The following is a 20,793-nucleotide window of genomic DNA, read 5'->3' on the forward strand; positions in this document are numbered from 1 at the left end:
GTCTCGCCCGGCCGCGTCCCATCGGGTGTCAATCGGGGCGGGGCCTGCAAGCGCAGCAGGTCCCGCACTTTTTGTTTTGCCCCGGTGGACGGCAATGCGCGCTAATCATGGGGAGTGAGGCGTCTACTGCCTTGCAGGCTGCTCAAAATTATTGGAGGAGGGGTTAATAATCATACCCTCTATTCCAAAGGATATAAAGAGATGCCAATTTTGCTGGCAAGCGAATGACGATTAGCTGCGAGCTAGTTACCAGCGTAAATAATCAATAAAGAAATGTCGTAAATCGGTGTCAAATTCCCAGATAGCGCCGCGTCTATTTTAATTAACTGCTTTGAGCAAACAGTAAAATGCTACTATCTAACTTGCACGTAAGAAAGCAATTTAACGTTTAAGGCTAAGAAGTAGAAGTGGCAGGTATGTCAGAAACAACAAGGACTCGCACGCATGCGCCCGAGATTAGGCAGCGCGCTGTCGAGATCCTCCAAGAAGGGGTCGGCCATCGCGCGCTCGCCGCAGAGCTTGGCATCCCCCAGGCCACAGCCCGTCAGTGGGCCCGTGCGTATGCCGTGGGCGGCGCCGACGCCGTTCTCAATGCGGGCTCTCATCACCACACATATTCGTTTGACGTTAAGCTTGCCGTGGTTAAGGACCGCTTGGAACACGGTCTGACGGTGCGTGAGGTCATGGTCAAGCACAAGATCCCCAGCGAGTCTTCGGTTAAAGCTTGGTGCCGACAGTATCGCGACGGTGGCGAGGCCGCCTTGGTCGATAAGCCGCGGGGTCGTAAACCGCGCGTTAAAAAGGCGGAATAGCGAACGGGATGGTGCGTCCGCAGGGGCGCATTTTTCTTGCCGCGCCAACTTTTTGGACCGCCGCGAGTCTATCGGGACATCCTTCAAAGTGGTCAATAAACCGCGCGCAGTGGCCCGTGCGCCCGCCGCTACGAGAGGGGGAGCGTTGCCTCTCTACTCCAAAGCGGACATGCCCTTACCCCATACGCCTAAAACTTCCCAGTTGACCGAAAACCTGCCGCCTGAACTCCCAATTTGAGCTATAACGTTAAGCAATTGCAGCGTTTTTGCATGGGGGAGTGATGGTATGACGCTACTGTATTTCCTTACCCTGTTTCCGCTGGTACCGGCGATGGGCATGCTGCTCGCGCGCAGTGACCGAGCCCGCGATGCGGTAGGGCTTGTAGGCTCCGGCATTATTATGGCGGTGACCGTTGTAGTCGCCGTCTTATTTTTTGGCACGGGTCCGCAGGGCTTTGAGGTTGCCCCCGGCACCTCGCATGTGCTCTCGATCATCAGCTCCGTCGTCGACGTAATTCTGTGCGCCGTCATCCTGTACAACGCGTTCAAATATAGGAACGCGCTTACCGGTGTGCTCGGCGTGGTGCAGCTGGTGGGTTCGGTTGCCTTCGCTGCCATGACGCTGCCCACGGCCGAGGTCGTCACCGCCACGCCGCTCTACCTGGACTATATGAGCGTGATCATGGTGCTCGCCGTCGGCATTGTCGGCAGCCTGATCTGCGTGTATGCCCTGGGCTACATGAAGGACTTCCAGGCGCACGATGAGCACGAGGCCGCGCTGCGTGGGCAGACCGCGCCCGACCGACGCCCGCAGTTCCTGGCGCTTATGTTCCTGTTCCTTTCGGCCATGTTCGTCATCGTGACGAGCGACAACCTGGAGTGGCTGTTCTGCGGCTGGGAAATCACCACCGTGTGCTCGTTTCTTATGATTGGCTATACGCGCACGCCCGAGGCCATCAAAAACGCCTTTACCCAGATCATCCTCAACATGCTGGGCGGCATCGCGTTTTTGGCGGGCCTTATGTTCCTGCACGTCAACGGCGTGCCGCCGACCATCTCGGGCATGATTGAGCTTTCCGGCGCCGGAACCGCGCAATCCGCGCTGCTGGTGCTGCCGGTCGTCTTGCTGTCGATCGCCGCGCTTACCAAGGCCGCACAGATGCCGTTCCACACCTGGCTGCTCGGCGCCATGGTCGCCCCCACGCCCACGAGCGCCCTGCTGCACTCGTCCACCATGGTCAAGGCCGGCGTGTTTTTGATGGTCAAGCTGAGCCCGCTGTACGCCACCTATCCCGTGACCGGCTTTATGGTCACGAGCGTGGGCGCCATCACGTTTTTGCTCGCCGCCCTCATGGCCATCTCGCAGAGCAATGCCAAGCGTGTGCTCGCGTACTCCACCATTTCCAACCTGGGCCTCATCAGTGCCTGCCTGGGTGTCGGCGCGCCCGAGGCCGTGTGGGCCGCCATCTTCTTAATCTTGTTCCATACGGTGGCAAAGTCGCTGCTGTTCCTGTGCGTGGGCACGGCCGAGCATCATATCGGCAGCCGCAATATCGAGGACATGGACGGCATGTTCAGCCGCATGCCGCACCTGACGCGCCTGATGATGCTGGGTATCATGGGCATGTTCGTGGCGCCGTTTGGCATGCTCGTGTCTAAGTGGGGCGCCCTGGTGGCGTTTGCGCAGACCGGTAATGTGCTCATGATCATGGTGCTGGCCTTTGGCTCGGCCGCGACGTTCTTCTTCTGGGGCAAGTGGCTCGCCAAGCTCTCGGGCGTGGATTCTACGGCCGAAAACGTGGAGGGCAATGTCCATAAGACCGAATGGATAGCGCTCAACACTATCGCCGCGCTGCTGATTCTGTGCTGTGTAGCGTTCCCGATTATCTCGAGCGGTCTGGTGTCGCCTTACTTGGCCATGGTGTTTGGCCGCGTGCCGTATGTTATTGGCAAGGATGCCATGTATCTAATGGTGGTTATCGTGGCTTTTATCGCCGTGGTGCTGCTGACTTCATTCCGCGTGAGCAACAAACCGCACGTAAACGTATATCTTTCGGGCGTGGGAACCGACAATTACCGTCATTTCCGCGGCTCGATGGGACACGAGGTGAAGGCCGAAAAGCGCAATTGGTACCTGGAGGACGCCTTTGGCGAGAAGCGTATTGGCCCCGCGGGCAGCATCGTGTGCTGTAGCATCATTCTGTTCGCGCTGCTATGCTGCACATGGATTGGTCCCGATACGCTCGCCATGGGCGAGCCCTCGGTGCTGCGCGGCAAGTATTTCGAAGGCTCGGGTGTCGTAGGCATCTTTATAGGCACCGTGGCGTTTGCCCTGCTGGCGCCTTTGGTTGGTGGCCTGATCGACGGCATCGACCGCAAGCTGTCCGCCCGCATGCAGGGCCGCGTGGGACCGCGTCTGCTGCAACCGTTCTACGATGTAGCCAAGCTCCTGCGCAAAGCCCCTGCCAGCGTAAACACCGTGGACGATACCTACATGGCGTGCGCGCTCGTCTTTACCGTGGTGGGCGGCGGCATCTTTGTGTCGGGTTCCAACACACTGTTATGCGCCTTTATGGTTACCCTCGCTGCGATCTTTGTGGTGCTGGCGTCCGCCTCGACGCAAAGCCCGTTTGCCCAGGTCGGCGCCGACCGCGAGCTGCTGCAGGTCATGAGTTACGAGCCCGCCGTTTTGCTGATGAGTGTGGGCCTGTACCTTGCCACCGATAGCTTCGATTCCATCGCCGTGACGGGGCAGTCGGCCCCCATCATCGTGTACAGCGCGCCCATCTTCCTCGCACTGCTCGCGGTGCTTACCATCAAGCTGCGCAAGTCACCGTTCGATCTTTCGTACTCGCATCACGCGCATCAGGAGATCGTCCAGGGCGTCGCCACCGAGATGAGCGGCGGCACGCTGGCCAAGATGACCCTTATGCACTGGTGCGAGACCGTGCTGTTTTTGATGTGGGTGGGCATGTTCTTTGTTTGGGACAACCCGGTGAGCTGGTTGGTCGCCCTGGTCGTTATGGTCATGACGTATTTTGTCGAGGTGCTGATTGACAATACCTTCGCGCGCAGCACCTGGCGCAGCTGCTTTAAGCTCGGCTGGGGCGTGGCGCTGGTGTTTGGCCTGCTCAACCTTATGCCCATCCTCGTCGACGTGTTTATTTAGGAGGCGGCATCCATGGATCATAAAATGTCGCGCTCGCCGTGGGTTATTCATTACGACGGCTCGAGCTGCAACGGATGCGATATCGAGGTGCTGGCCTCGCTCATGCCGCTGTTCGATGCGGAGCGCTTTGGCGTGGTCAACACCGGCAACCCCAAACATGCGGACATCTTTTTGGTGACGGGGTCGGTCAACGCCCAGAACTTGCCCGTCGTGCGCCAGATCTACAACCAGATGCTCGAGCCCAAGTGCGTGGTGGCGTGCGGCATCTGCGCGTGCTCGGGCGGCGTGTTCCGCGATGCGTACAACGTGATCGGTGGCGTGGATCGCGCAATTCCCGTGGACGTGTACGCGCCCGGATGCGCCATTCGCCCCGAGACGGTTATCGACGCCATTGTGGAGGCGTGCGGCATCCTGGACCAGAAGGAGGCCGTGATGCGCGCCGGCGGCGACCCGCTTACCGTGGGCGGGGCCGCTACCTGGGATGGTGGTGTTGAGCTGGGCGAGGACGGATTTGTGGCCCCGGCTGAGGCCGGCGACGCGCCCGCCGCTGGCGACGCATCTGCTGGGACATCCGCCGCGTCCGCCGCTGCAAAGGGGGCCGAGTAATGCAAAAGGCAATCTATACCACCGTCGAGCTCGATGCGCTGCTGTCGCATGTCCAGGCGCTCAAGGGTGCCGGTGCCCGCTTTGTACAGATGCACGCCGAGCGCAATGTGGACGACGGCACGTATCGCTTGGTCTATACGTTCATCAACGTTCGTGCTGCCCAGGAGCAGATCGCGCAGGACGGCAGTTATGCGATTGAGAACCTGGTAGTCGAGGGCATCGACCAGTACCAGGAGATTCCATCCATCAGCTCGTACTACCCTGCGGTGTTCCCGTTTGAAAATGAGGCACACGACCTGTTTGGGCTTGCCATTACCGACATGCAGATTGACTTTAAGGGCTTTTTCTACCAGGTCTCGACTGCCGAGCCCATGAGCGTCATCACGCCCGAGGTGAAGGCTGCGCGCGAGAAGGCCATGAAGGTCCGTGCCGCTGCCGAGGCCAAGGCGCGCAAGGCCGCTGCCGAGAAGGCCGCCGCTGCTGCGGCTGCTGCAGGGGAGGGAGCTGCGAGCGCCGACGATGCTGCGGACGCTGCCGCCAAGCCCACTGCGGCTGCCGGCTCCGATGCTCAGCATGACGAGGCTGCCGCCAAGGCCGCGCTCAAGGCTGCCGAGATGGAGGCAAAGCTCGCCGCCATGGATCCCGAGAAGGCGGCCAAGGTTCGCGCGGCGCTTGCCGCCAAAGCCGCCCGCGATAAGCAGAAAAAGGAGGCGTAAGGTCCATGGCACATCGCTCCGTTATTCCGTTTGGCCCGCAGCACCCGGTGCTGCCCGAGCCGCTTCACCTGGACCTGGTGCTCGAGGACGACCGCGTTATCGAGGCAATTCCGCAGATCGGCTTTGTGCACCGCGGACTCGAGAAGCTCACTGAAAAGCGTGACATGCACCAGTTTGGCTACATCGCCGAGCGCATCTGCGGTATTTGCGCCGTGGGTCACAGCTGCGGCTATGCCAGCGCCTGCGAGCGCATGCTCGATATCGAGGTGCCTGGCCGCGTGCGGTATATCCGTACCATTTTGCATGAGCTTTCGCGCATTCACTCGCACCTGCTGTGGCTGGGCCTGCTCGCCGATGCCTTTGGCTTTGAGGCGCTGTTCTATCGTTCGTGGACGCTGCGCGAGCAGATTCTCAAGATTTTTGAGAGCACGTGCGGCGGTCGCGTGATTCTGTCGATTAACGAGATCGGCGGCCTTAAGCATGACATTGAGGACTCCGAGCTGGCGGGCATTGTCCAGACGCTCGATGCCATGCGCCTCGACTACGAGGCCCTGGTGCATACCTTTTTGGACGACGGCAGCTGCGGCGAGCGCCTGCATGGCGTGGGCGTGATCAGCAAGAAAGACGCGCTGGAGCTTTCGATGGTCGGTCCGTTTGGGCGCGCCTCGGGCGTGGATTACGACGTGCGCATGTTTGGCGACGGTGCCTATGCGGACCTGGCTGCGTTTGAGCCCATCGTTGCTACCGATGGCGATTGCTATGCCCGCTGCCAGGTGCGTTGCGCCGAGGTCACGCAGGCCATAGACATCATTAAGGAGCTTGTGGGCAAGATTCCGCACGACGGCATCGGCGGGCGTACCAAGCTTACGCCAGCCGATGGCGCGCGCGGCGAGGTTGTGATTGAGCAGCCGCGCGGCGAGGCGTACTACTATGTGCGCGGTAACGGCACCAAGAATTTGGACCGTTTCCGTGTGCGCACGCCGACGTCGCAAAACCTGGCGGGCCTGACGCATGCACTGCAGGGCGTGCTCATTGCCAACGTGCCCATGATTATCCTGACCATCGACCCCTGTATTAGTTGCACGGAAAGGTAGGCGCGGCATGAGTTTGATGACATTTGCCAAGACGGCCTTGGGCTCTATGGTCAAGCAGCCGGTCACGGTGTGCTATCCGCAGGAGGAGCTGACGGCGCCCGAGCGCCTCCGCGGGCATATCGTCAACGATATGGACGTGTGCATCTGCTGCGGTATGTGCGCGCGTCGCTGCCCGGCGGGCGCGCTCACAGTCGATCGTAAGGGTGGTACCTGGTCGATCGATCCGTACGCTTGCGTGGTGTGTGGCGAGTGCATCGAGAGCTGCCCCAAGCACTGCCTGACTATGGACACCGCGCGCACTCCAGTCGCGGCGGACAAGACTCCCACGGTAGAAACCAAGCCGGAATAGTGCTGGAATAGGGGCCGGTGGGGCAAAAATGCCCCAGCGGCCCCGCGCTTAAACGCACGGTTAGGCTGCCGTTAACAAAACTATGCCGGTTTACGGGGCTGGATAGCGAACCTCCGACCGTACTGAAAACCGCAAAAACAAAACCGCAGGTAGAACGCCTGCGATTTTGCATGAAAAGCGGGTATGGTCGGGGGTATCGAGTCAAACGTAGTAGATGGGCCAATTTCGTGGCGAGCGCCATCGGTCACTCCCTCGGGGGTGGAAGAAAACGGGCGATTTTGGCCGTCGATCTTGAGTCGCACCTGTTTTCCTGCGAAAACCCTCGTGTCTTAACTTTGGTGAGACATTTGTCTCACGTTCAAAACCGAATCTGGAACGTGTGTCACCTGCTCAAATTGTGTCTCATTCCGTAACTTTAGGCTGATGCAAGGTTTGAGACCGCGAGAAGGGAGACGCGATGAGTAGGTACACGAGGGGTCTCTTGGCGGTGATACTGGCCGTAGTGTTGGTGTTGCCGGCTGCAGCATTTGCCATGCTGCCCGAGGCCAACGCCAGGTCCAGCACCGGAATGGACGGACCGACAATGACCGGAAAGGTCGTCGACCCTGACACCAGCAACTACTGGAAGTTCTGGGCCGGTGGCTATGAAGGCAAGAAAGTGACAACTCAAAACGTCGGCCGAATCTGGACCGACAAGACGGTCAAGGCAATCGATGACGGGAAATCGGACTTTTTGACCACGCTTTCGGCGATGTCTTCGACATCCGATACAACGTCGCTGGTCACTAAGCCGCTCGATATCGTTCTCGTGCTCGATGCCTCTGGCTCGATGGATGAGTCCATGGGCGGTAAAGGGTCCCCTAAGCGCATCGATGCACTCAAGAGTGCTGCCAGCCACTTTATTGGCACTATTGCCGAGCAAAACAAGAATATTGAGGATGCGAACAAGCAGCACCAGGTTGCCATCGTAAAGTTTGCGGGTAAGAGGAGCGATAAGGTCGGTAATGATACCGATAGTGACGGCTATAACTACTCGCAGACCATGTTGGAGCTCACGGCCTGTAAGGATGGGGGCGCAGAGAGTCTCAGGAGCACGATTAAATCCATCGAGCCCGCCGGTGCCACGCGTGCCGACATTGGCATGGACCTGGCCAAGGGCATCACTTCTGGTCGTGAAGACGCCCAGAAGATCGTCGTATTCTTTACGGACGGCTCTCCTACGAGTTCTAATGGTTTTGAGGCTGAGGTTGCTAAGGACGCCATCAATACCGCCAAGACCATAAAGAGCGGTGGGGCGACCATTTATACCATCGGTATCTTCAACGGTGCGAAACCGGACGACGATCCAACAAGCAACGACACGAGCAATAAGAATAAGTTCATGCATGCCGTGTCGAGTAACTATCCGGAGGCCACATCGTCCGTAAGCTATGGCTTTCTTGGAACTAAGAAGTGGAATGTCAATTTTGGCAACCCCGTTGCCGGTGCCAGCTACTACAAGTCGGCAACCAACGCCGCCGAGCTTGATCAGGTCTTTAAGGACATCTCGAGTGCCATTACGTCGGGCAAGGGTTTCCCGACCAAGGTCGAGGGCAACAATCCCAACGGCTCCGGTTACGTCACATTCGAGGACGAGCTGGGCGCCTTCATGCAGGTCGACGGGTTTACCGGTGCCGAGTACAACGGCAAGACCTATGGCGCCGCCCACAAGTCGACCGATGGCAATATCGATATCTATACGTTTGATGGCGAGCTCGCTCACCTGGTGATCACGGTCGACCGTGCGGACGAGAAAAACCCTCAGCGCGGTGACATCGTGACGGTCAAGGTCCCCGCATCGCTCATTCCGCTGCGCCGTTTTACCGTTGACGAGTCGGCGGGCACGTTTGTGGTTGACTCCACGGATGCCATCTCGCCCATCCGCGTTGCATATGCATCGAGCGTAAAGGCTGTTGCACGCAAAAACCTGTTTACTCCCAATAACGTACCGGGACTGCAGGATTACATCAACGAGCACAAGGACGCCGATTCCAATACCGTTAGCTTCTACGCCAACAAGTGGACCGGCGACGATGCGGGCGATACGGTCGCGAGCTTTGAGCCTGCTGATACGAACAGCTACTACTACTTCCAAAAGCTAACGCCCGTCTATACGGACGCAGCTTGCACCAAGCTTGCAACGGAAAAGCCTTCGGGCTCTAAGACCTATTGGTACAAAGATGAGTTTATGGCGCAGAACTCGTCGGGCGCGCCGTACGATGATTCCGTTTCGATCCCGGTTAAGGGAAGCGAGCTCGAAAGCTTTGAAGGCGCTTTGGTAAAGGATGACGATCACTGGTCGATTAAGGCTGGCACCGCGCGCCTCGCCTTTATCAATCAGCTCCACACCACCAAGGAGCGTGTGGGCGGAAACCCGACGGACACTGCACACGACGTAATCAATCCCCAGTGGAACAACACGAAGGTTGTTTCCGGCGCGACGAAGGTCAATGTTTATCTGGGCAACAACGGCAAGATTAGCTTTGCGCTTGATATGACGCCAACAACGGTGGATACCAAGGCCAGCTTTGGCCTGACCAAGGTGCTCGAGGGCCGCGATTGGACGGACGAGGACAAGTTTGAGTTTGACCTGACGTCCGAGGACAACGCCCCGATGCCCAAATCCACGACTGCGGTTGCGACCAAGGGCCATGCGGACATTAGCTTTGGCGAGATTGCCTATGACAAGCCGGGCACGTATGTCTACAAGGTTAGCGAGAAGCATGCCGGAACCACGGTCCATGGCATCGCCTACAGCAAGAACGTTGCGGAGTTCACCGTGACGGTGAAGCCCAACGCAAGGGGCGAGCTCGAGGCTTCCGTGAAGAAGACCTCGGGCGAGGCCGAGTTCAAGAACACCTACACCGCCAATCCCGCCGAGTCGAGCGTCACCGATCAGATTACAGTCACCAAGGTCCTGACCGGCCATAAGCTCCAGGCCAATGAGTTCTCCTTTGAGCTCGTCGAGGGCGAGGGCGAGGACGCGACGGTTGTCGAGACCGTTAAGAATGACGCTGGCGGCAAGGTTACGTTCAGCGCTATCAAGTACACCAAGATTGGTCAGCACATCTATACGCTGCGCGAGGTTAAGGGCAATGCCGGCGGCATCACCTACGACAAAACCGTCTATACCGTCGTGACGACCATCGCCGACAATGGCAAGGGCCAGCTTGTGGCCACGCATAAGCTGAAGGGCGCCGAGGATGTTGAGAAGATTGAGTTCAAGAACTCCTACAGCGTGACCTCCGAGAGCTCCAGCGTCACCGACCGGATCAAGGCGACCAAGGTCCTGACCGGGCGCGATCTCAAGGAAGGCGAGTTCGCCTTCGAGCTCGTCGAGGGCGAGGGCGAGGGCGCCAAGGTCGTCGCCACCGGCACCAACAATGCCGACGGCAAGATCACGATGAGCCCCATCGAGTACACAGAGGCCGGCGAGCACACCTATACGCTGCGCGAAGCCAACGGTGGAACCACCGCCAATGGCATCACCTGCGACGGCAAGACCTACACCATCGTGACTACCATCACCGACAACGGCGACGGCACCCTCAAGGCCGAGCATGTTCTGAAGGGCACCGAGCCCGCCGAGTTCAAGAACGCCTACAACGTGACGCCCAAGGACTCCAGCGTCACCGACCAGATCACCGCGACCAAGGTCCTGACCGGACGCGACCTCAAGGCTGGCGAGTTTAGATTCGAGCTCGTCGAGGGCGAGGGCGAGGACGCCAAGGTCGTCGCCACCGGCACCAACAATGCCGAAGGCAAGATCACGATGAACGCCGTGAAGTACGACAAGCCCGGCAAGCACACCTACACACTGTGCGAGGTCAACGGCGGAACCACCAGCAAGGGCGTCACTTACAGCGACGCCAAGTACACCGTTGAGACCACCATCACCGACAACGGCGACGGCACCCTCAAGGCCGAGCATGTTCTGAAGGGCACCGAGCCCGTCGAGTTCAAGAACACCTACAGCGTGACCCCGCTCGACGAAGAGCTCGACTTTGACCTGAGCAAGGCCATCGACGGTCGCGACTGGACGGATGCAGACAAGTTCAGCTTTACCATCACGGCCCCCGAGGGCACCCCACTGCCCGACCCGGCAACCGTAACCGTGACCAAGCAGGATGCGGACAACGAAGGCATCGCCGCCATCAAGTTCGGCAAGATCCACTACACGGCTGCCGGAACCTACAAGTACGAGATTTGCGAGAACGCGGGAAGCGCGGCCGGTATGACGTATGACGCGCATGTCGCAACTGCCGAGGTGACCGTGACCGAGAACGGCGACGGCACCCTGACCGCCAACGTCACCAAGAAGGAAAGCGGCCGCTTCACCAACGCGTACCGTACTGAGCTCGATTACGCCGCGGCCGGCGGCCTCAAGCTCAGCAAGACCCTCTCCGGACGTCCCATGACCGAGGGCCAGTTCACCTTTACCGTGACGCCTGCCGACGAGGCTTCGGCCATCGCGCTCGGCCTGCACGAGGGCGCCAACGTGTACAAGTCCCCTGCAACGGCAGAGGCAACGGTTGGTCTGATCGACATCCTGGCTGGCCATGAGGTCAAGTTTACGCAGGCTGACGCGGGCAAGACCTTTACGTACACCGTGGCCGAGAAGAACGACGGCAAGCCCGGTTACACCTACGATGACGCCGAGCGCACCGTGACGATCGCTATCGCCGACGATGGTGCCGGCGCGCTCACCGCTACGACGACCGTTTCTGGCGGACCCAATGGCACGCCTGTGGCGGTCCACAAGAGCGGCGAGAATAAGGTCGAGAGCGCCTTGGTCTCGTTCGCCAACAGCTACCACGCATCGACCGATAACCCGGGCGGCGAGCTTGCGCAGATTGTCGCCACCAAGACCCTGACCGGTCGTCCGCTGGCCAACGGCGAGTTCTACTTTGGCATCGCCTATGCGGGCGAGACGGAAGCCATTGACGGCACTGTGGCGACCAACATCAACGGCCAGGTGAGCTTTGGCACGCTGCATTACACGACTGAGATGCTCGCCGATTTGGTGAGCGCCGGACGCGCCATCCGTACCGACACGGATGCCAAGCTTGCGTGGACTATCAACTACACGGCGTTTGAGTACACGTCCCCGCTCGCAGCAAAGGGTATTACTGCCGCGAAGTCGAGCTTTAGCTTTAAGGTCATCGTCGTCGACAACGGCGACGGCACTCTGACGGCGAAGCCTGACTACGGTGGCACCGAGCCCGTGTTCGAGAACGTCTACGGCGCCGATGCCGTTGACGCCACGCTCGCCGGCGCCAAGAAGCTCCAGGCTGCCGAGGGCCTGACCCCGGCCGATATCACGGGTAAGTTCACCTTTACCGTGACCGCCGATGAGGCGGGCGCCCCGATGCCCGAGCGCACGACCGCAACCAACGACGCGGCCGGCAACGTGGACTTTGGCAATATCCACTTTACGCTCGAGGACCTCAACCGCGCCTTGGGCGTGACGGACGATGCGGCCGATAAGGCCGAGGCAGACGAAGCTGACGAAGTCGAGGCCGACGAGGCAGAGGCTGAAGAGGCCGACGCCGACGCTGACGCCAATGCCGACGAGTCCGGCGGCGAGTCCGAGCCCGCAGCCCCCACCGCCCCGCGCTCGCACACCTTTGCCTACACGGTGACCGAGTCCGGTAGCGCCCCTGGCGTGACTAACGACGCCAACGCCACGCGTAAGGTTTCCTACACCGTGACTGACGACGGTGCCGGACATCTGAAGGTCGTGCGCGAGGGTGACGACGGTGCTGCCTTCACGTTCACCAACACCTACAGCGTGACGCCTACCGATTCTGTGGTGACCGATCAGGTCAAGACGGTCAAGCGCCTAACCGGACGCGACCTTGCAGCAGGCGAGTTCACGTTTGATCTGCTCGAGGACGGCGTGGTTGTCGCGACCGGCACCAACGACGCCAACGGCAACGTTACGCTGAGCCCGATCCGCTACGAGGCACCCGGCACGCACACGTACACGCTGCGCGAGGCTTGCCCCAACGCGCTCGGCCTGTACAAGGGCGTCACCTATGACGGCACGACCTACACCGTCGTGACCACCGTCTCCGACAACGGCGACGGCACGCTGACCGCGACGCACAAGCTCGAGGGAACTACTGAGTCGGCTGGCTTTACCAACAAGTACCACGCCATGCCCACGCAGGTTTCCATCGGCGCCATCAAGGTGCTCGAGGGACGCGAGCTCAAGAAGGACGAGTTTAGCTTTAAGCTCGTTGGCGAGGACATCGAGTCCACCGTCACCAACGATGCCGACGGCAAGATCAACTTCGACAAGTTCGAGTACGACGAGCCCGGTACGTACGTCTACACCATCAGCGAGGTCAAGGGCGACGAGGCCGGTATGACCTACGACAAGTCCGTCTTTACCGCGACCGTCAACGTGGTCGACGACGGCGAGGGCAACCTCAAGGCGAATGTCGCCTTTGCCAAGGGCGATAAGAGCGTCGAGGGTATCGTGTTCAACAACACGTACAAGAAGCCCGAGACGCCCGTGCCGACGCCCGATCCCGGCACGCCCAAGACCGTGACGAACATCGTCAAGACGGTCAAGGGTTTCCTGCCCACCACGGGTGACCAGCAGGCCGCCGCACTGCTCATGGCGTTTGTTATCGCCATGGCCGGCGTCGGAGCCCTGGTCTGGGGTATCCGTAAACGCTAGGCACGCTGGCGGCGCCCGGGGCCAAAAGGCCCCGGGCGGCCGGCGGGGAGCCAGAACATAGCCCCACCCCCCCACCCCGAGCCGCCACGGAGGTATCTCCCTCCTCCGTGGCGGCACTTTTGTGCGTAGGCGAGCGGTTCCGGCTGATCCCTTGGGGACGGAGGAAAACGGATCATTTTTGGCTTGAAGCGGCTTGCGGAGACACTTGACGTGGCCGCTCGGACAAAACTAGGCCGGTTTACGGGGCTGAGTCACGAGTCCCCAACCATGCTGATATTCGTGAAAATAAAACCGCAGGTAGACGAGCCGTCATTTTACAGAAAACGCGGGTATGGATGGGGGTCCTGAGTTTGGCCCCGTAAACCGGCATAGTTTTGAAATGGCATTAAACCGGTAGCAGACATTTTGTTATGCCGGGGCGGTCGGTCTTCGGGCAACTACCCTCGCAGGTAGGCGATGGCGATCTGCGTGCGGTTGCGCAGGCCCATTTTGGCCAGGATTGAGCTGATGTGGTTTCGCACGGTGCCTTCGCCCATATAGGCGGTGGCGGCAATCTCCTTGTTATCGAGGCCGCGGGCAATGAGCTCGGCGACCTCGAACTCGCGGTCGGTCAGGCTGACGAAGGCCGCGGGCCGGCGGGTCGTGCCCACCTCGACGCCCGCCCCATCAAAGTCGACATCCTCGATCGCCTTGCCCTCGAGCACGCGTTTACCGTCCATGACCTGCGCCAACGCCGGCGGGATGGCGGCGACATCGGTTTTGATCAGGTAGCCGCGGGCACCCAGTTTGAGCGCCGACACAATGTACTCGTCATCCGAGAATGTCGTCAGAAATACCACGCGCGCCGCAGGGTCGCGCTCAAGGATCTCGCGGGCCGCCGAAAGCCCGTCGCGCCCCGGCATCTGAATGTCGAGCAGCGCGATATCGGGTGCGTGTTCGGCATAGAGTGAAACCGCATCGTTGCCGTTGGCACCGGTACCCACCACTTCGATCTGCGGCTGGGCGCCCAGGATAATCTTGAGCGAATCGACCACTAGGCGGTCGTCGTCGACAACGATGAGCCTCATCGGCCCTCATCTCCTTGCTGTTTGGGAACGGTGGCAAACACACGCCAGCCGCCGGCGCCGGCGCGCGGGCCGGCGGTGAAGGTGCCGCCAAGCGCCTCGACGCGCTCGCGCATGGAGCCGAGCCCCATGCCTCCTGTGACGTTGCGGCCGCTTGCTTGAGCCCCGCCTGCGCCATCGTCGGTAACGATGAGCTGGTAAAACGACGGATGCTCCATGCATCGTACGGTGACAGTATGGGCGCAAGCATGGCGTATGGAGTTGGAAAGCGCCTCGCGCAGGACCGCCGCAAAGCAGTTGGCGACATTTGCGGGCGCATGCTCGGCCAAAACCTCAAGTTCAATCTGCGGCCCGCCATCTGAGCGCGCGCCCTCCACGATGCGCTCGAGCTGTACGGAGAGATTCGCCGCGTTGTCGTTGAGCGCGTGGACGCTCGAGCGCACGAGCTGAAGCGCTTCGTCCACGGTGCGCTTGACGTCAGCGAAGTCGGCGGCGACGCCGGGCTCGTTGGCGTGGACCACGCGTAGGGCCTCGGTTTGCAGCGAGGCGCGCGTGAGCTGGTGCCCCACGTTATCGTGGATCTCGCGTGCGATGCGGGCGCGCTCGGCGAGCGTTGCGAGCTCGACCTCGTAGTCCTGGCAGTCGGCAAGGTCGCGGTTGCGCGCCTCGAGCGCGAGGGCTCGCTCCTGCAGCTCGTCGCGGGTGCGACGCATGCGCTCCTGCTCGCGCTCCAGCTGAGCGGTGCGCAGAGACAGCAAGGTGGCGGCGACTGAAAGGATGGCGGTCAACAGCAGCGCACGGGTGGGAAGCGCGCCAGCGTGGGCATATGCGACGAGTGCGCAGACAAAGATGGCGCCGGCGCCCAGCGCGACCCAAACGTGTTCACGGCGCACGTATCGCGCGATGTCATAGAGGGCGAGGGGCGCAAACGGCACAAACGACGGCACAAAGACGGTCACCATAATGTAAGCGTAGCTCGCGGCCTCACCGGCGCGGCGGGCACGTTCGCCTTGCGCAATTTCCGTAAGCGAGGCGACTACGACGCCAAGACAAAACGCCGCGACCAAGCAAGCATCCACAGCAAGGCCCAGAGCGGCCGCAATGCAGCACGCCAGCACGATCGATTTGTCGAATAGCCTGTTCATACGGGTATTGTACGCGATGGTGCGCGCGACGATTGCTCAGGTGCCGCAACCGTGACATTCCTCCCGCCCGCCCCCGCCGCACTCGTGACAAAGCTCACTGGCGCGCGCCGGCGGCTCCTGCGATGATGCAATCGTACCGGGCCGCAATCAACGGAAGGGCCGCCTCATGACAGACATCGTCCACGTCGAAAACCTCGTCAAGCGCTACGACGATCTTATCGCGCTCGACCACTTTAACCTGAGCATCGCCCCCGGCGAGATCTTTGGCCTGCTGGGCCCCAACGGCTCGGGCAAGACTACGTCCATCAACTGCATTCTGCAGCTGCTCGCCTACGACAAAGGCACCATCGAGTTGTTCGGCGAGCCCATGACGCCCGCCCGCTACGACCTCAAGCGCCGCATCGGCGTGGTGCCGCAGCAGGTGGCGGTGTTCGACGAGCTCACGGTGCGCGAGAACATCGACTATTTCTGCAGCCTCTACGTCAACGACCGCAAGCGCCGTCGCGAGCTGGTCGACGAGGCCATCGACTTTGTCGGGCTGGGCGACTTTGCCAAGTTTCGCCCCGGCAAGCTCTCGGGCGGTCTGGCGCGTCGCCTCAACATCGCCTGCGGCGTCGCGCACAAGCCCGAGCTCATCTTCTTCGACGAGCCCACGGTGGCGGTCGACCCGCAGAGCCGCAACGCCATCCTGGAGGGCATCTGCCGCCTGCGCGACGAAGGCGCCACGGTGGTGTATACCAGCCATTACATGGAGGAAGTCGAGCAGATCTGCAGCCGCATCATGATCATGGACGGCGGGCGCGTGCTGGCGCAGGGCACCAACGACGAGCTCAAGCGCATGATTCAGATGGGTGAGCGCGTGACCGTCGAGGTCGGCGCCGTCGAGCTCGCCACGGTCGAGCGACTGCGCGCCCTCGAGCACGTGCTCAGCGTCGAGCTGTCCGGCGGCGAGCTCGTCTGCACCTGCGAAGCGAGCCCGCACAACCTGGTTGACATCCTCGACACGCTGCGCGCCGCCGACGTTGCGCTCGGCCGCGTGTGGAGCGAGCCGCCGACCCTCAACGACGTGTTCCTCGAGATCACCGGCCGCGAGCTGCGCGACTAGGGGGCGGCCATGTTCAACACCATTATCATTACGGTCAAGACGCTGCTGCGCCGGCCGAGCACGTGGGTTTGGGGCGCGATCTTTCCCGTCGCGCTTTCCACGATGTTCATGTTTATGTTTGCGAATCTGAGCTCCGATGGCACGGTCGACCCGGTGCCGGTGGCCATCGTGGCGGATGAGGCCTGGGGCGCCTCGACCTTTAAGGACGTGGCGACGTCGCTTGCCAAGGAAGGCGACGACCAACTGCTCGAGATCCACGAGTTCGACGACGCAGTCGATGCGAACCGTGCGCTTAAGGCTGGCGAGGTCGCGGGCATCTATGCGGTCGATGCCGCGGGCACGCCCAAACTCACATTGCTTTCGAGCTATGACAGCTCGCGTGCGACGTCGGTGCTCACCGACCGCAGCATCCTGGAGACGGTGGCAAGCTCGTATACGCAAAATGCCGAGCTCATGCGCCAGATTGCCCAAGACAACCCGGCGGCGCTCACCGACCCGGAGGCGGTTGCGCGCGCCCTGTCGCTTGAGGGCGGCACTCGCCGTGTGAGCCTGACGCGTGCCACGCCCGATGGCACGGTCATCTACTACTACGCGCTCTTTGGCCTGGTCGCGATGATGTCTGCCGAGTTTGCCGCCTTGAGCGTCGTCGACCTGCAGCCCAATCTGTCTGGTCTTGGTGCGCGTCGCTGCGTGGGCGGCCTTTCCAAGACGGCGTCGCTGGCCGGCATCTTTGTGGGCTCGTGGTTGGTTTCCTTTGCCTCGATGACGATCGCGATCGGCTACGTGCGCCTGGTCGTGGGCGTCGGCTTTGGCGGGCGCGAGGGGCTCTGCCTGGTGGGTGGCGCTGCCTCCGCGCTTGCCGCGACGGGCCTGGGGCTCTTTGTGGGCACGCTTCCCGTTAAGGGCGGCAAGGCATCCAAGTCGGGCATCCTCACGGGCTTCGCCACCACGTGCGCCCTGTTCGCCGGCCTCTACGGCGAGCCGGCGATGGCGCTTGCCGACGACGTCGCCCGCGCCTGTCCGGCCGAGTGCTGGCTCAACCCCGTCAAGCTTATCTGCGACATGTTCAACCGCCTGTATTTCTTTGAGGACCTGGGCCCCTTTGCCGTTCGCGCTGGCGCGCTGGTCCTTATGGCGTTGCTGTTCGTTGCCGCCGCCACGCTGATCTTTGGAAGGAGCCGCTATGAGCACCTTTAAGACTGCGCTTCGCATGGCGCTGGCGCACCCGTTCTACCTGCTCATCTATACGGTGTTCATCTCGCTCATGGGCGTATTCATCGCGGCCTCGGTGAGCTGGAACTCGTCGCAGCTCACCGAGTACGAACCCTACGACACCAACGTGATCGTGGTCGACCGCGACAACAGCGATCTTTCGCGTGCGCTTACCAAGCACCTGGGCTCGCGCTTTGATCTGGTCACGGGTATCGGCGAGGACACCTACGACCTTGCGGACGCGCTCTCCAAGAGCAACAGCGCCAAGGGTAGCGCCGATTGCGTGTTCTTTATTCCGGAGGGGTTTGAGGACGACCTCGTTGCAGCCGCCCGAGCGGGGGAGCCCCTGCCCAAGCTCGATGTGACCTACGGTGCCGGCACCATGGCGGCGGCGCTTTCGTCTGCCGAGGCCTCGCGCTGGATTTCGCTCGCGGGCGCTGCGGCCGCACTTGATCCTACTGCCTCCGACGGTGACGTCGCCAAGGCCGCCGAGCATGCCGCCGCCAAGCGCGCGGAGGTCGAGATCGAGCAGGTCAAGGTCGACTCGACAGCCGCCGCCACGCTTGAGTCGTATTTCAACTTTGGCGCGTACGCGATTATCTCGTCGGTCATCGTGTCGGTGGGGCTGGTGTTCTCGGGCATGAACGAACCCGAGCGCGTGCGCCGCATGGAGGCCGGCCCAATCTCCGAGCGCCAGCGCTCCCTTGCCGTGTTTGCGGCCGCTGCCGTGATCACCGTCTGCATCTGGTTTGTGTCGAGCATGATGGGCGTCGTGGGCTTTGCCGGCGCGGTCGCCGAGGTCGGCGTGGACCGCGTGTGTCTGGCGCTAGCGGCGACGTTTGCCCTGGCGTGCACGCCGCTGGCCGTTGGCTTTGCGTTGTCGAGCCTGGGCGCGCGCGAGGAGCTGCTCAACGGTGTGGGCAACCTGCTTGGCATGCTCATGACGTTTTTGGGCGGCGCCTGGATGCCGCTGTCGCTGATGGGCCCGTCCGTGCAGACGGTGGCGCACTTTGTACCGACGTTTTGGGTGAACGACGCGATCGGCAAGGCGCTCGCCGCGGACCTGACGTCCGCCGTGCTGGGAGACATCGCCTGCGATCTGGGCGTCACGGTGCTCTTTGCCGCGGCCATCGCTGCCGTAGGCCTAGCCCTCGCACGCGCCAAATCCCACGCCTAGCTACCTAGTCATTGGGTGGTCATTGGGGACAGACTTAAACGACTAGTCATCGGGGACAGTCTTTGCCGGTTCGCCGGCTCGCCGGCAGGGTTGCCAAGGACTGTCCCCAACTGCCGGCAGGAAAGGAACGTCCCTAACTGCCGGGTGGCGAGGTACTCATTTAAGTCCGTCCCCAATGAGTGGCTTCAGTCATTTAAGTCTGTCCCCAATGAGTAGTCACTCATTTAAGAACGTCCCCAATGACTAGGCGCCGTACTTGACTTTGACCCCACTTTAACGGGTACCATCCTCTATGTCTGTAACGCCATATAGACCGAGGGGATATATATGACCGCAACTTCACCCGCAGCACCCGCTAAGGTGTACTTCACCAACTTGCGTACGCATGCTCGCGAGAGCCAGCTTGACAAGCTCAAGCGCCTCATCCGCCGCGCCGGTATTGAGCAGATCGACTTTGAGAACAAGTTCGTCGCTATCAAGATTCACTTTGGTGAGCTGGGCAACCTGAGCTTTTTGCGCCCCAACTACGCCCGCGCCGTCGCGGATGTCGTGAAGGAACTGGGCGGCAAGCCCTTCCTCACCGACTGCAACACGCTCTATGTCGGTAGCCGCAAAAACGCGCTCGAGCACATCGACACCGCTTATCAGAACGGCTTTACCCCGTATGCCACGGGTTGCCAGATCATCATCGCCGACGGCCTCAAGGGTACCGACGAGGCGCTCGTCCCGGTCGAGGGCGGCGAGTACGTGCATGAGGCCAAGATCGGTCAGGCACTCATGGATGCCGATATCGTGATTAGCCTCACCCACTTTAAGGGCCATGAGCAGGCCGGTTTTGGCGGCGCCATGAAGAACCTGGGCATGGGAGGCGGCAGCCGTGCCGGCAAGATGGAGCAGCATGCCGCCGGCAAGCCGAACGTTGCGACCGAGCACTGCATTGGCTGCCGTGCCTGCGAAAAGATCTGCGCGCACAACGCTATCTCGTTCGACGACACCCGCGAGCGCGAGCTTGCCAGCGGCGCTACTCGCACGGTGCACGTGGCTGCCATCGACCACGATCGCTGTGTGGGCTGCGGACGCTGCATCGGCGTGTGCAACCAGGACGCCATCAAGCCCGTCTATGACGCCGCGGCCAACGTGCTCAACTGCAAGATCGCCGAGTACACCAAGGCCGTCGTCGACGGCCGCCCGAGCTTCCACATCTCGCTTGCCATGGATATCAGCCCCAACTGTGATTGCCATCCCGAAAACGATACGCCTATCGTCAACGATATCGGCATGTTCGCGAGCTTCGACCCGGTCGCCATCGACCAGGCCTGTGCCGATGCCGTCATGGCGTCCGAGCCGCTGCCCAACACCGAGCTCACCGATAGCGCGGCCAAGATGGAGCATAACCACGAGCATCTGGAGGGCGAGCAGGCGCGTGACCCCTTCTGCATCACGCATCCCGACACCGACTGGCGCGCGTGCATCGCGCACGCCGAGAAGATCGGCCTGGGCACGAGCAAGTACGAGCTTATCGAGGTCAAATAGCGCCTAGCTATTGGACAATATAAGCGCCTTTGTGGCGTAATTCGAGCAAAAGCCGCCCGCGAGCACAGCGCTCACGGGCGGCTT

Annotated in this window: 13 protein-coding genes; 11 read left to right on the plus strand and 2 right to left on the minus strand. The window is 61.3% G+C overall.

Going from position 1 to position 20,793, the window contains the following annotated elements; translation table 11 throughout:
• Positions 1-416 precede the first annotated feature (416 nt).
• The 7 genes from ACTQWD_RS00565 to ACTQWD_RS00595 all read left to right on the plus strand — a co-directional run bounded on the left by ACTQWD_RS00565 (position 417) and on the right by ACTQWD_RS00595 (position 13,473).
• Positions 417-812 carry a helix-turn-helix domain-containing protein gene (locus ACTQWD_RS00565; protein WP_229770663.1) on the plus strand — a complete coding sequence of 132 codons (396 nt, stop codon included), beginning with the start codon at positions 417-419 and terminating at the stop codon, positions 810-812.
• Positions 813-1,098: 286 nt separating this feature from the next.
• Positions 1,099-3,981: a proton-conducting transporter transmembrane domain-containing protein gene (locus ACTQWD_RS00570; protein WP_441559021.1), complete on the plus strand. Its 2,883-nt coding sequence runs from the start codon at positions 1,099-1,101 to the stop codon at positions 3,979-3,981.
• 12 nt (positions 3,982-3,993) lie between these two features.
• Entirely contained in the window at positions 3,994-4,587 is a 594-nt protein-coding gene (locus ACTQWD_RS00575; RefSeq protein WP_441540356.1) for an NADH-quinone oxidoreductase subunit B family protein, read from the plus strand.
• Positions 4,587-5,303 carry an NADH-quinone oxidoreductase subunit C gene (locus tag ACTQWD_RS00580; protein ID WP_441559022.1) on the plus strand — a complete coding sequence of 239 codons (717 nt, stop codon included), beginning with the start codon at positions 4,587-4,589 and terminating at the stop codon, positions 5,301-5,303. The genes ACTQWD_RS00575 and ACTQWD_RS00580 overlap by 1 nt, the downstream gene beginning before the upstream one ends.
• A gap of 5 nt (positions 5,304-5,308) precedes the next feature.
• Positions 5,309-6,397, plus strand: a complete 1,089-nt coding sequence (locus ACTQWD_RS00585; RefSeq protein ID WP_441559023.1) for a hydrogenase large subunit — start codon at positions 5,309-5,311, stop codon at positions 6,395-6,397.
• A gap of 7 nt (positions 6,398-6,404) precedes the next feature.
• On the plus strand, positions 6,405-6,746 hold the full coding sequence (locus ACTQWD_RS00590; RefSeq protein WP_441559024.1) for a 4Fe-4S dicluster domain-containing protein: 342 nt from the start codon (positions 6,405-6,407) through the stop codon (positions 6,744-6,746).
• A gap of 457 nt (positions 6,747-7,203) precedes the next feature.
• Entirely contained in the window at positions 7,204-13,473 is a 6,270-nt protein-coding gene (locus tag ACTQWD_RS00595) for a Spy0128 family protein (RefSeq protein WP_441559025.1), read from the plus strand.
• Positions 13,474-13,910: 437 nt separating this feature from the next.
• Here ACTQWD_RS00595 and ACTQWD_RS00600 read toward each other — a convergent pair whose 3' ends face one another.
• Both ACTQWD_RS00600 and ACTQWD_RS00605 read right to left on the minus strand, forming a co-directional pair.
• Positions 13,911-14,540, minus strand: coding sequence for a response regulator (locus ACTQWD_RS00600; protein WP_441559026.1), 630 nt, complete (start codon positions 14,538-14,540; stop codon positions 13,911-13,913).
• Positions 14,537-15,682 (minus strand): sensor histidine kinase, encoded by a 1,146-nt coding sequence (locus tag ACTQWD_RS00605; RefSeq protein ID WP_441559027.1) that lies wholly within the window; start codon positions 15,680-15,682, stop codon positions 14,537-14,539. The genes ACTQWD_RS00600 and ACTQWD_RS00605 overlap by 4 nt, the downstream gene beginning before the upstream one ends.
• A gap of 166 nt (positions 15,683-15,848) precedes the next feature.
• Between ACTQWD_RS00605 and ACTQWD_RS00610 the strand changes: the two genes are divergently transcribed.
• From ACTQWD_RS00610 to ACTQWD_RS00625, 4 genes are all read left to right on the plus strand, one after another.
• Positions 15,849-16,787, plus strand: coding sequence for an ATP-binding cassette domain-containing protein (locus tag ACTQWD_RS00610; RefSeq protein WP_441559028.1), 939 nt, complete (start codon positions 15,849-15,851; stop codon positions 16,785-16,787).
• Positions 16,788-16,796: 9 nt separating this feature from the next.
• Positions 16,797-17,984, plus strand: coding sequence for an ABC transporter permease (locus ACTQWD_RS00615; protein ID WP_441559029.1), 1,188 nt, complete (start codon positions 16,797-16,799; stop codon positions 17,982-17,984).
• Positions 17,971-19,176: an ABC transporter permease gene (locus tag ACTQWD_RS00620; RefSeq protein WP_441559030.1), complete on the plus strand. Its 1,206-nt coding sequence runs from the start codon at positions 17,971-17,973 to the stop codon at positions 19,174-19,176. The genes ACTQWD_RS00615 and ACTQWD_RS00620 overlap by 14 nt, the downstream gene beginning before the upstream one ends.
• Positions 19,177-19,503: 327 nt before the next feature.
• On the plus strand, positions 19,504-20,709 hold the full coding sequence (locus ACTQWD_RS00625) for a DUF362 domain-containing protein (RefSeq protein WP_441537100.1): 1,206 nt from the start codon (positions 19,504-19,506) through the stop codon (positions 20,707-20,709).
• The last annotated feature ends 84 nt before the right edge of the window (positions 20,710-20,793 follow it).

Source organism: Collinsella sp. LCP19S3_B6, from assembly GCF_052121815.1.
Taxonomy (GTDB): Bacteria; Actinomycetota; Coriobacteriia; order Coriobacteriales; family Coriobacteriaceae; genus Collinsella.

Bases quoted from the DNA above. Each gene is read 5' to 3' on its own strand.
- ACTQWD_RS00565 (WP_229770663.1), top strand. From the start codon at position 417: ATGTCAGAAACAACAAGGACTCGCACGCATGCGCCCGAGATTAGGCAG.
- ACTQWD_RS00570 (WP_441559021.1), top strand. From the start codon at position 1,099: ATGACGCTACTGTATTTCCTTACCCTGTTTCCGCTGGTACCGGCGATG.
- ACTQWD_RS00575 (WP_441540356.1), top strand. From the start codon at position 3,994: ATGGATCATAAAATGTCGCGCTCGCCGTGGGTTATTCATTACGACGGC.
- ACTQWD_RS00580 (WP_441559022.1), top strand. From the start codon at position 4,587: ATGCAAAAGGCAATCTATACCACCGTCGAGCTCGATGCGCTGCTGTCG.
- ACTQWD_RS00585 (WP_441559023.1), top strand. From the start codon at position 5,309: ATGGCACATCGCTCCGTTATTCCGTTTGGCCCGCAGCACCCGGTGCTG.
- ACTQWD_RS00590 (WP_441559024.1), top strand. From the start codon at position 6,405: ATGAGTTTGATGACATTTGCCAAGACGGCCTTGGGCTCTATGGTCAAG.
- ACTQWD_RS00595 (WP_441559025.1), top strand. From the start codon at position 7,204: ATGAGTAGGTACACGAGGGGTCTCTTGGCGGTGATACTGGCCGTAGTG.
- ACTQWD_RS00600 (WP_441559026.1), bottom strand. From the start codon at position 14,540: ATGAGGCTCATCGTTGTCGACGACGACCGCCTAGTGGTCGATTCGCTC.
- ACTQWD_RS00605 (WP_441559027.1), bottom strand. From the start codon at position 15,682: ATGAACAGGCTATTCGACAAATCGATCGTGCTGGCGTGCTGCATTGCG.
- ACTQWD_RS00610 (WP_441559028.1), top strand. From the start codon at position 15,849: ATGACAGACATCGTCCACGTCGAAAACCTCGTCAAGCGCTACGACGAT.
- ACTQWD_RS00615 (WP_441559029.1), top strand. From the start codon at position 16,797: ATGTTCAACACCATTATCATTACGGTCAAGACGCTGCTGCGCCGGCCG.
- ACTQWD_RS00620 (WP_441559030.1), top strand. From the start codon at position 17,971: ATGAGCACCTTTAAGACTGCGCTTCGCATGGCGCTGGCGCACCCGTTC.
- ACTQWD_RS00625 (WP_441537100.1), top strand. From the start codon at position 19,504: ATGACCGCAACTTCACCCGCAGCACCCGCTAAGGTGTACTTCACCAAC.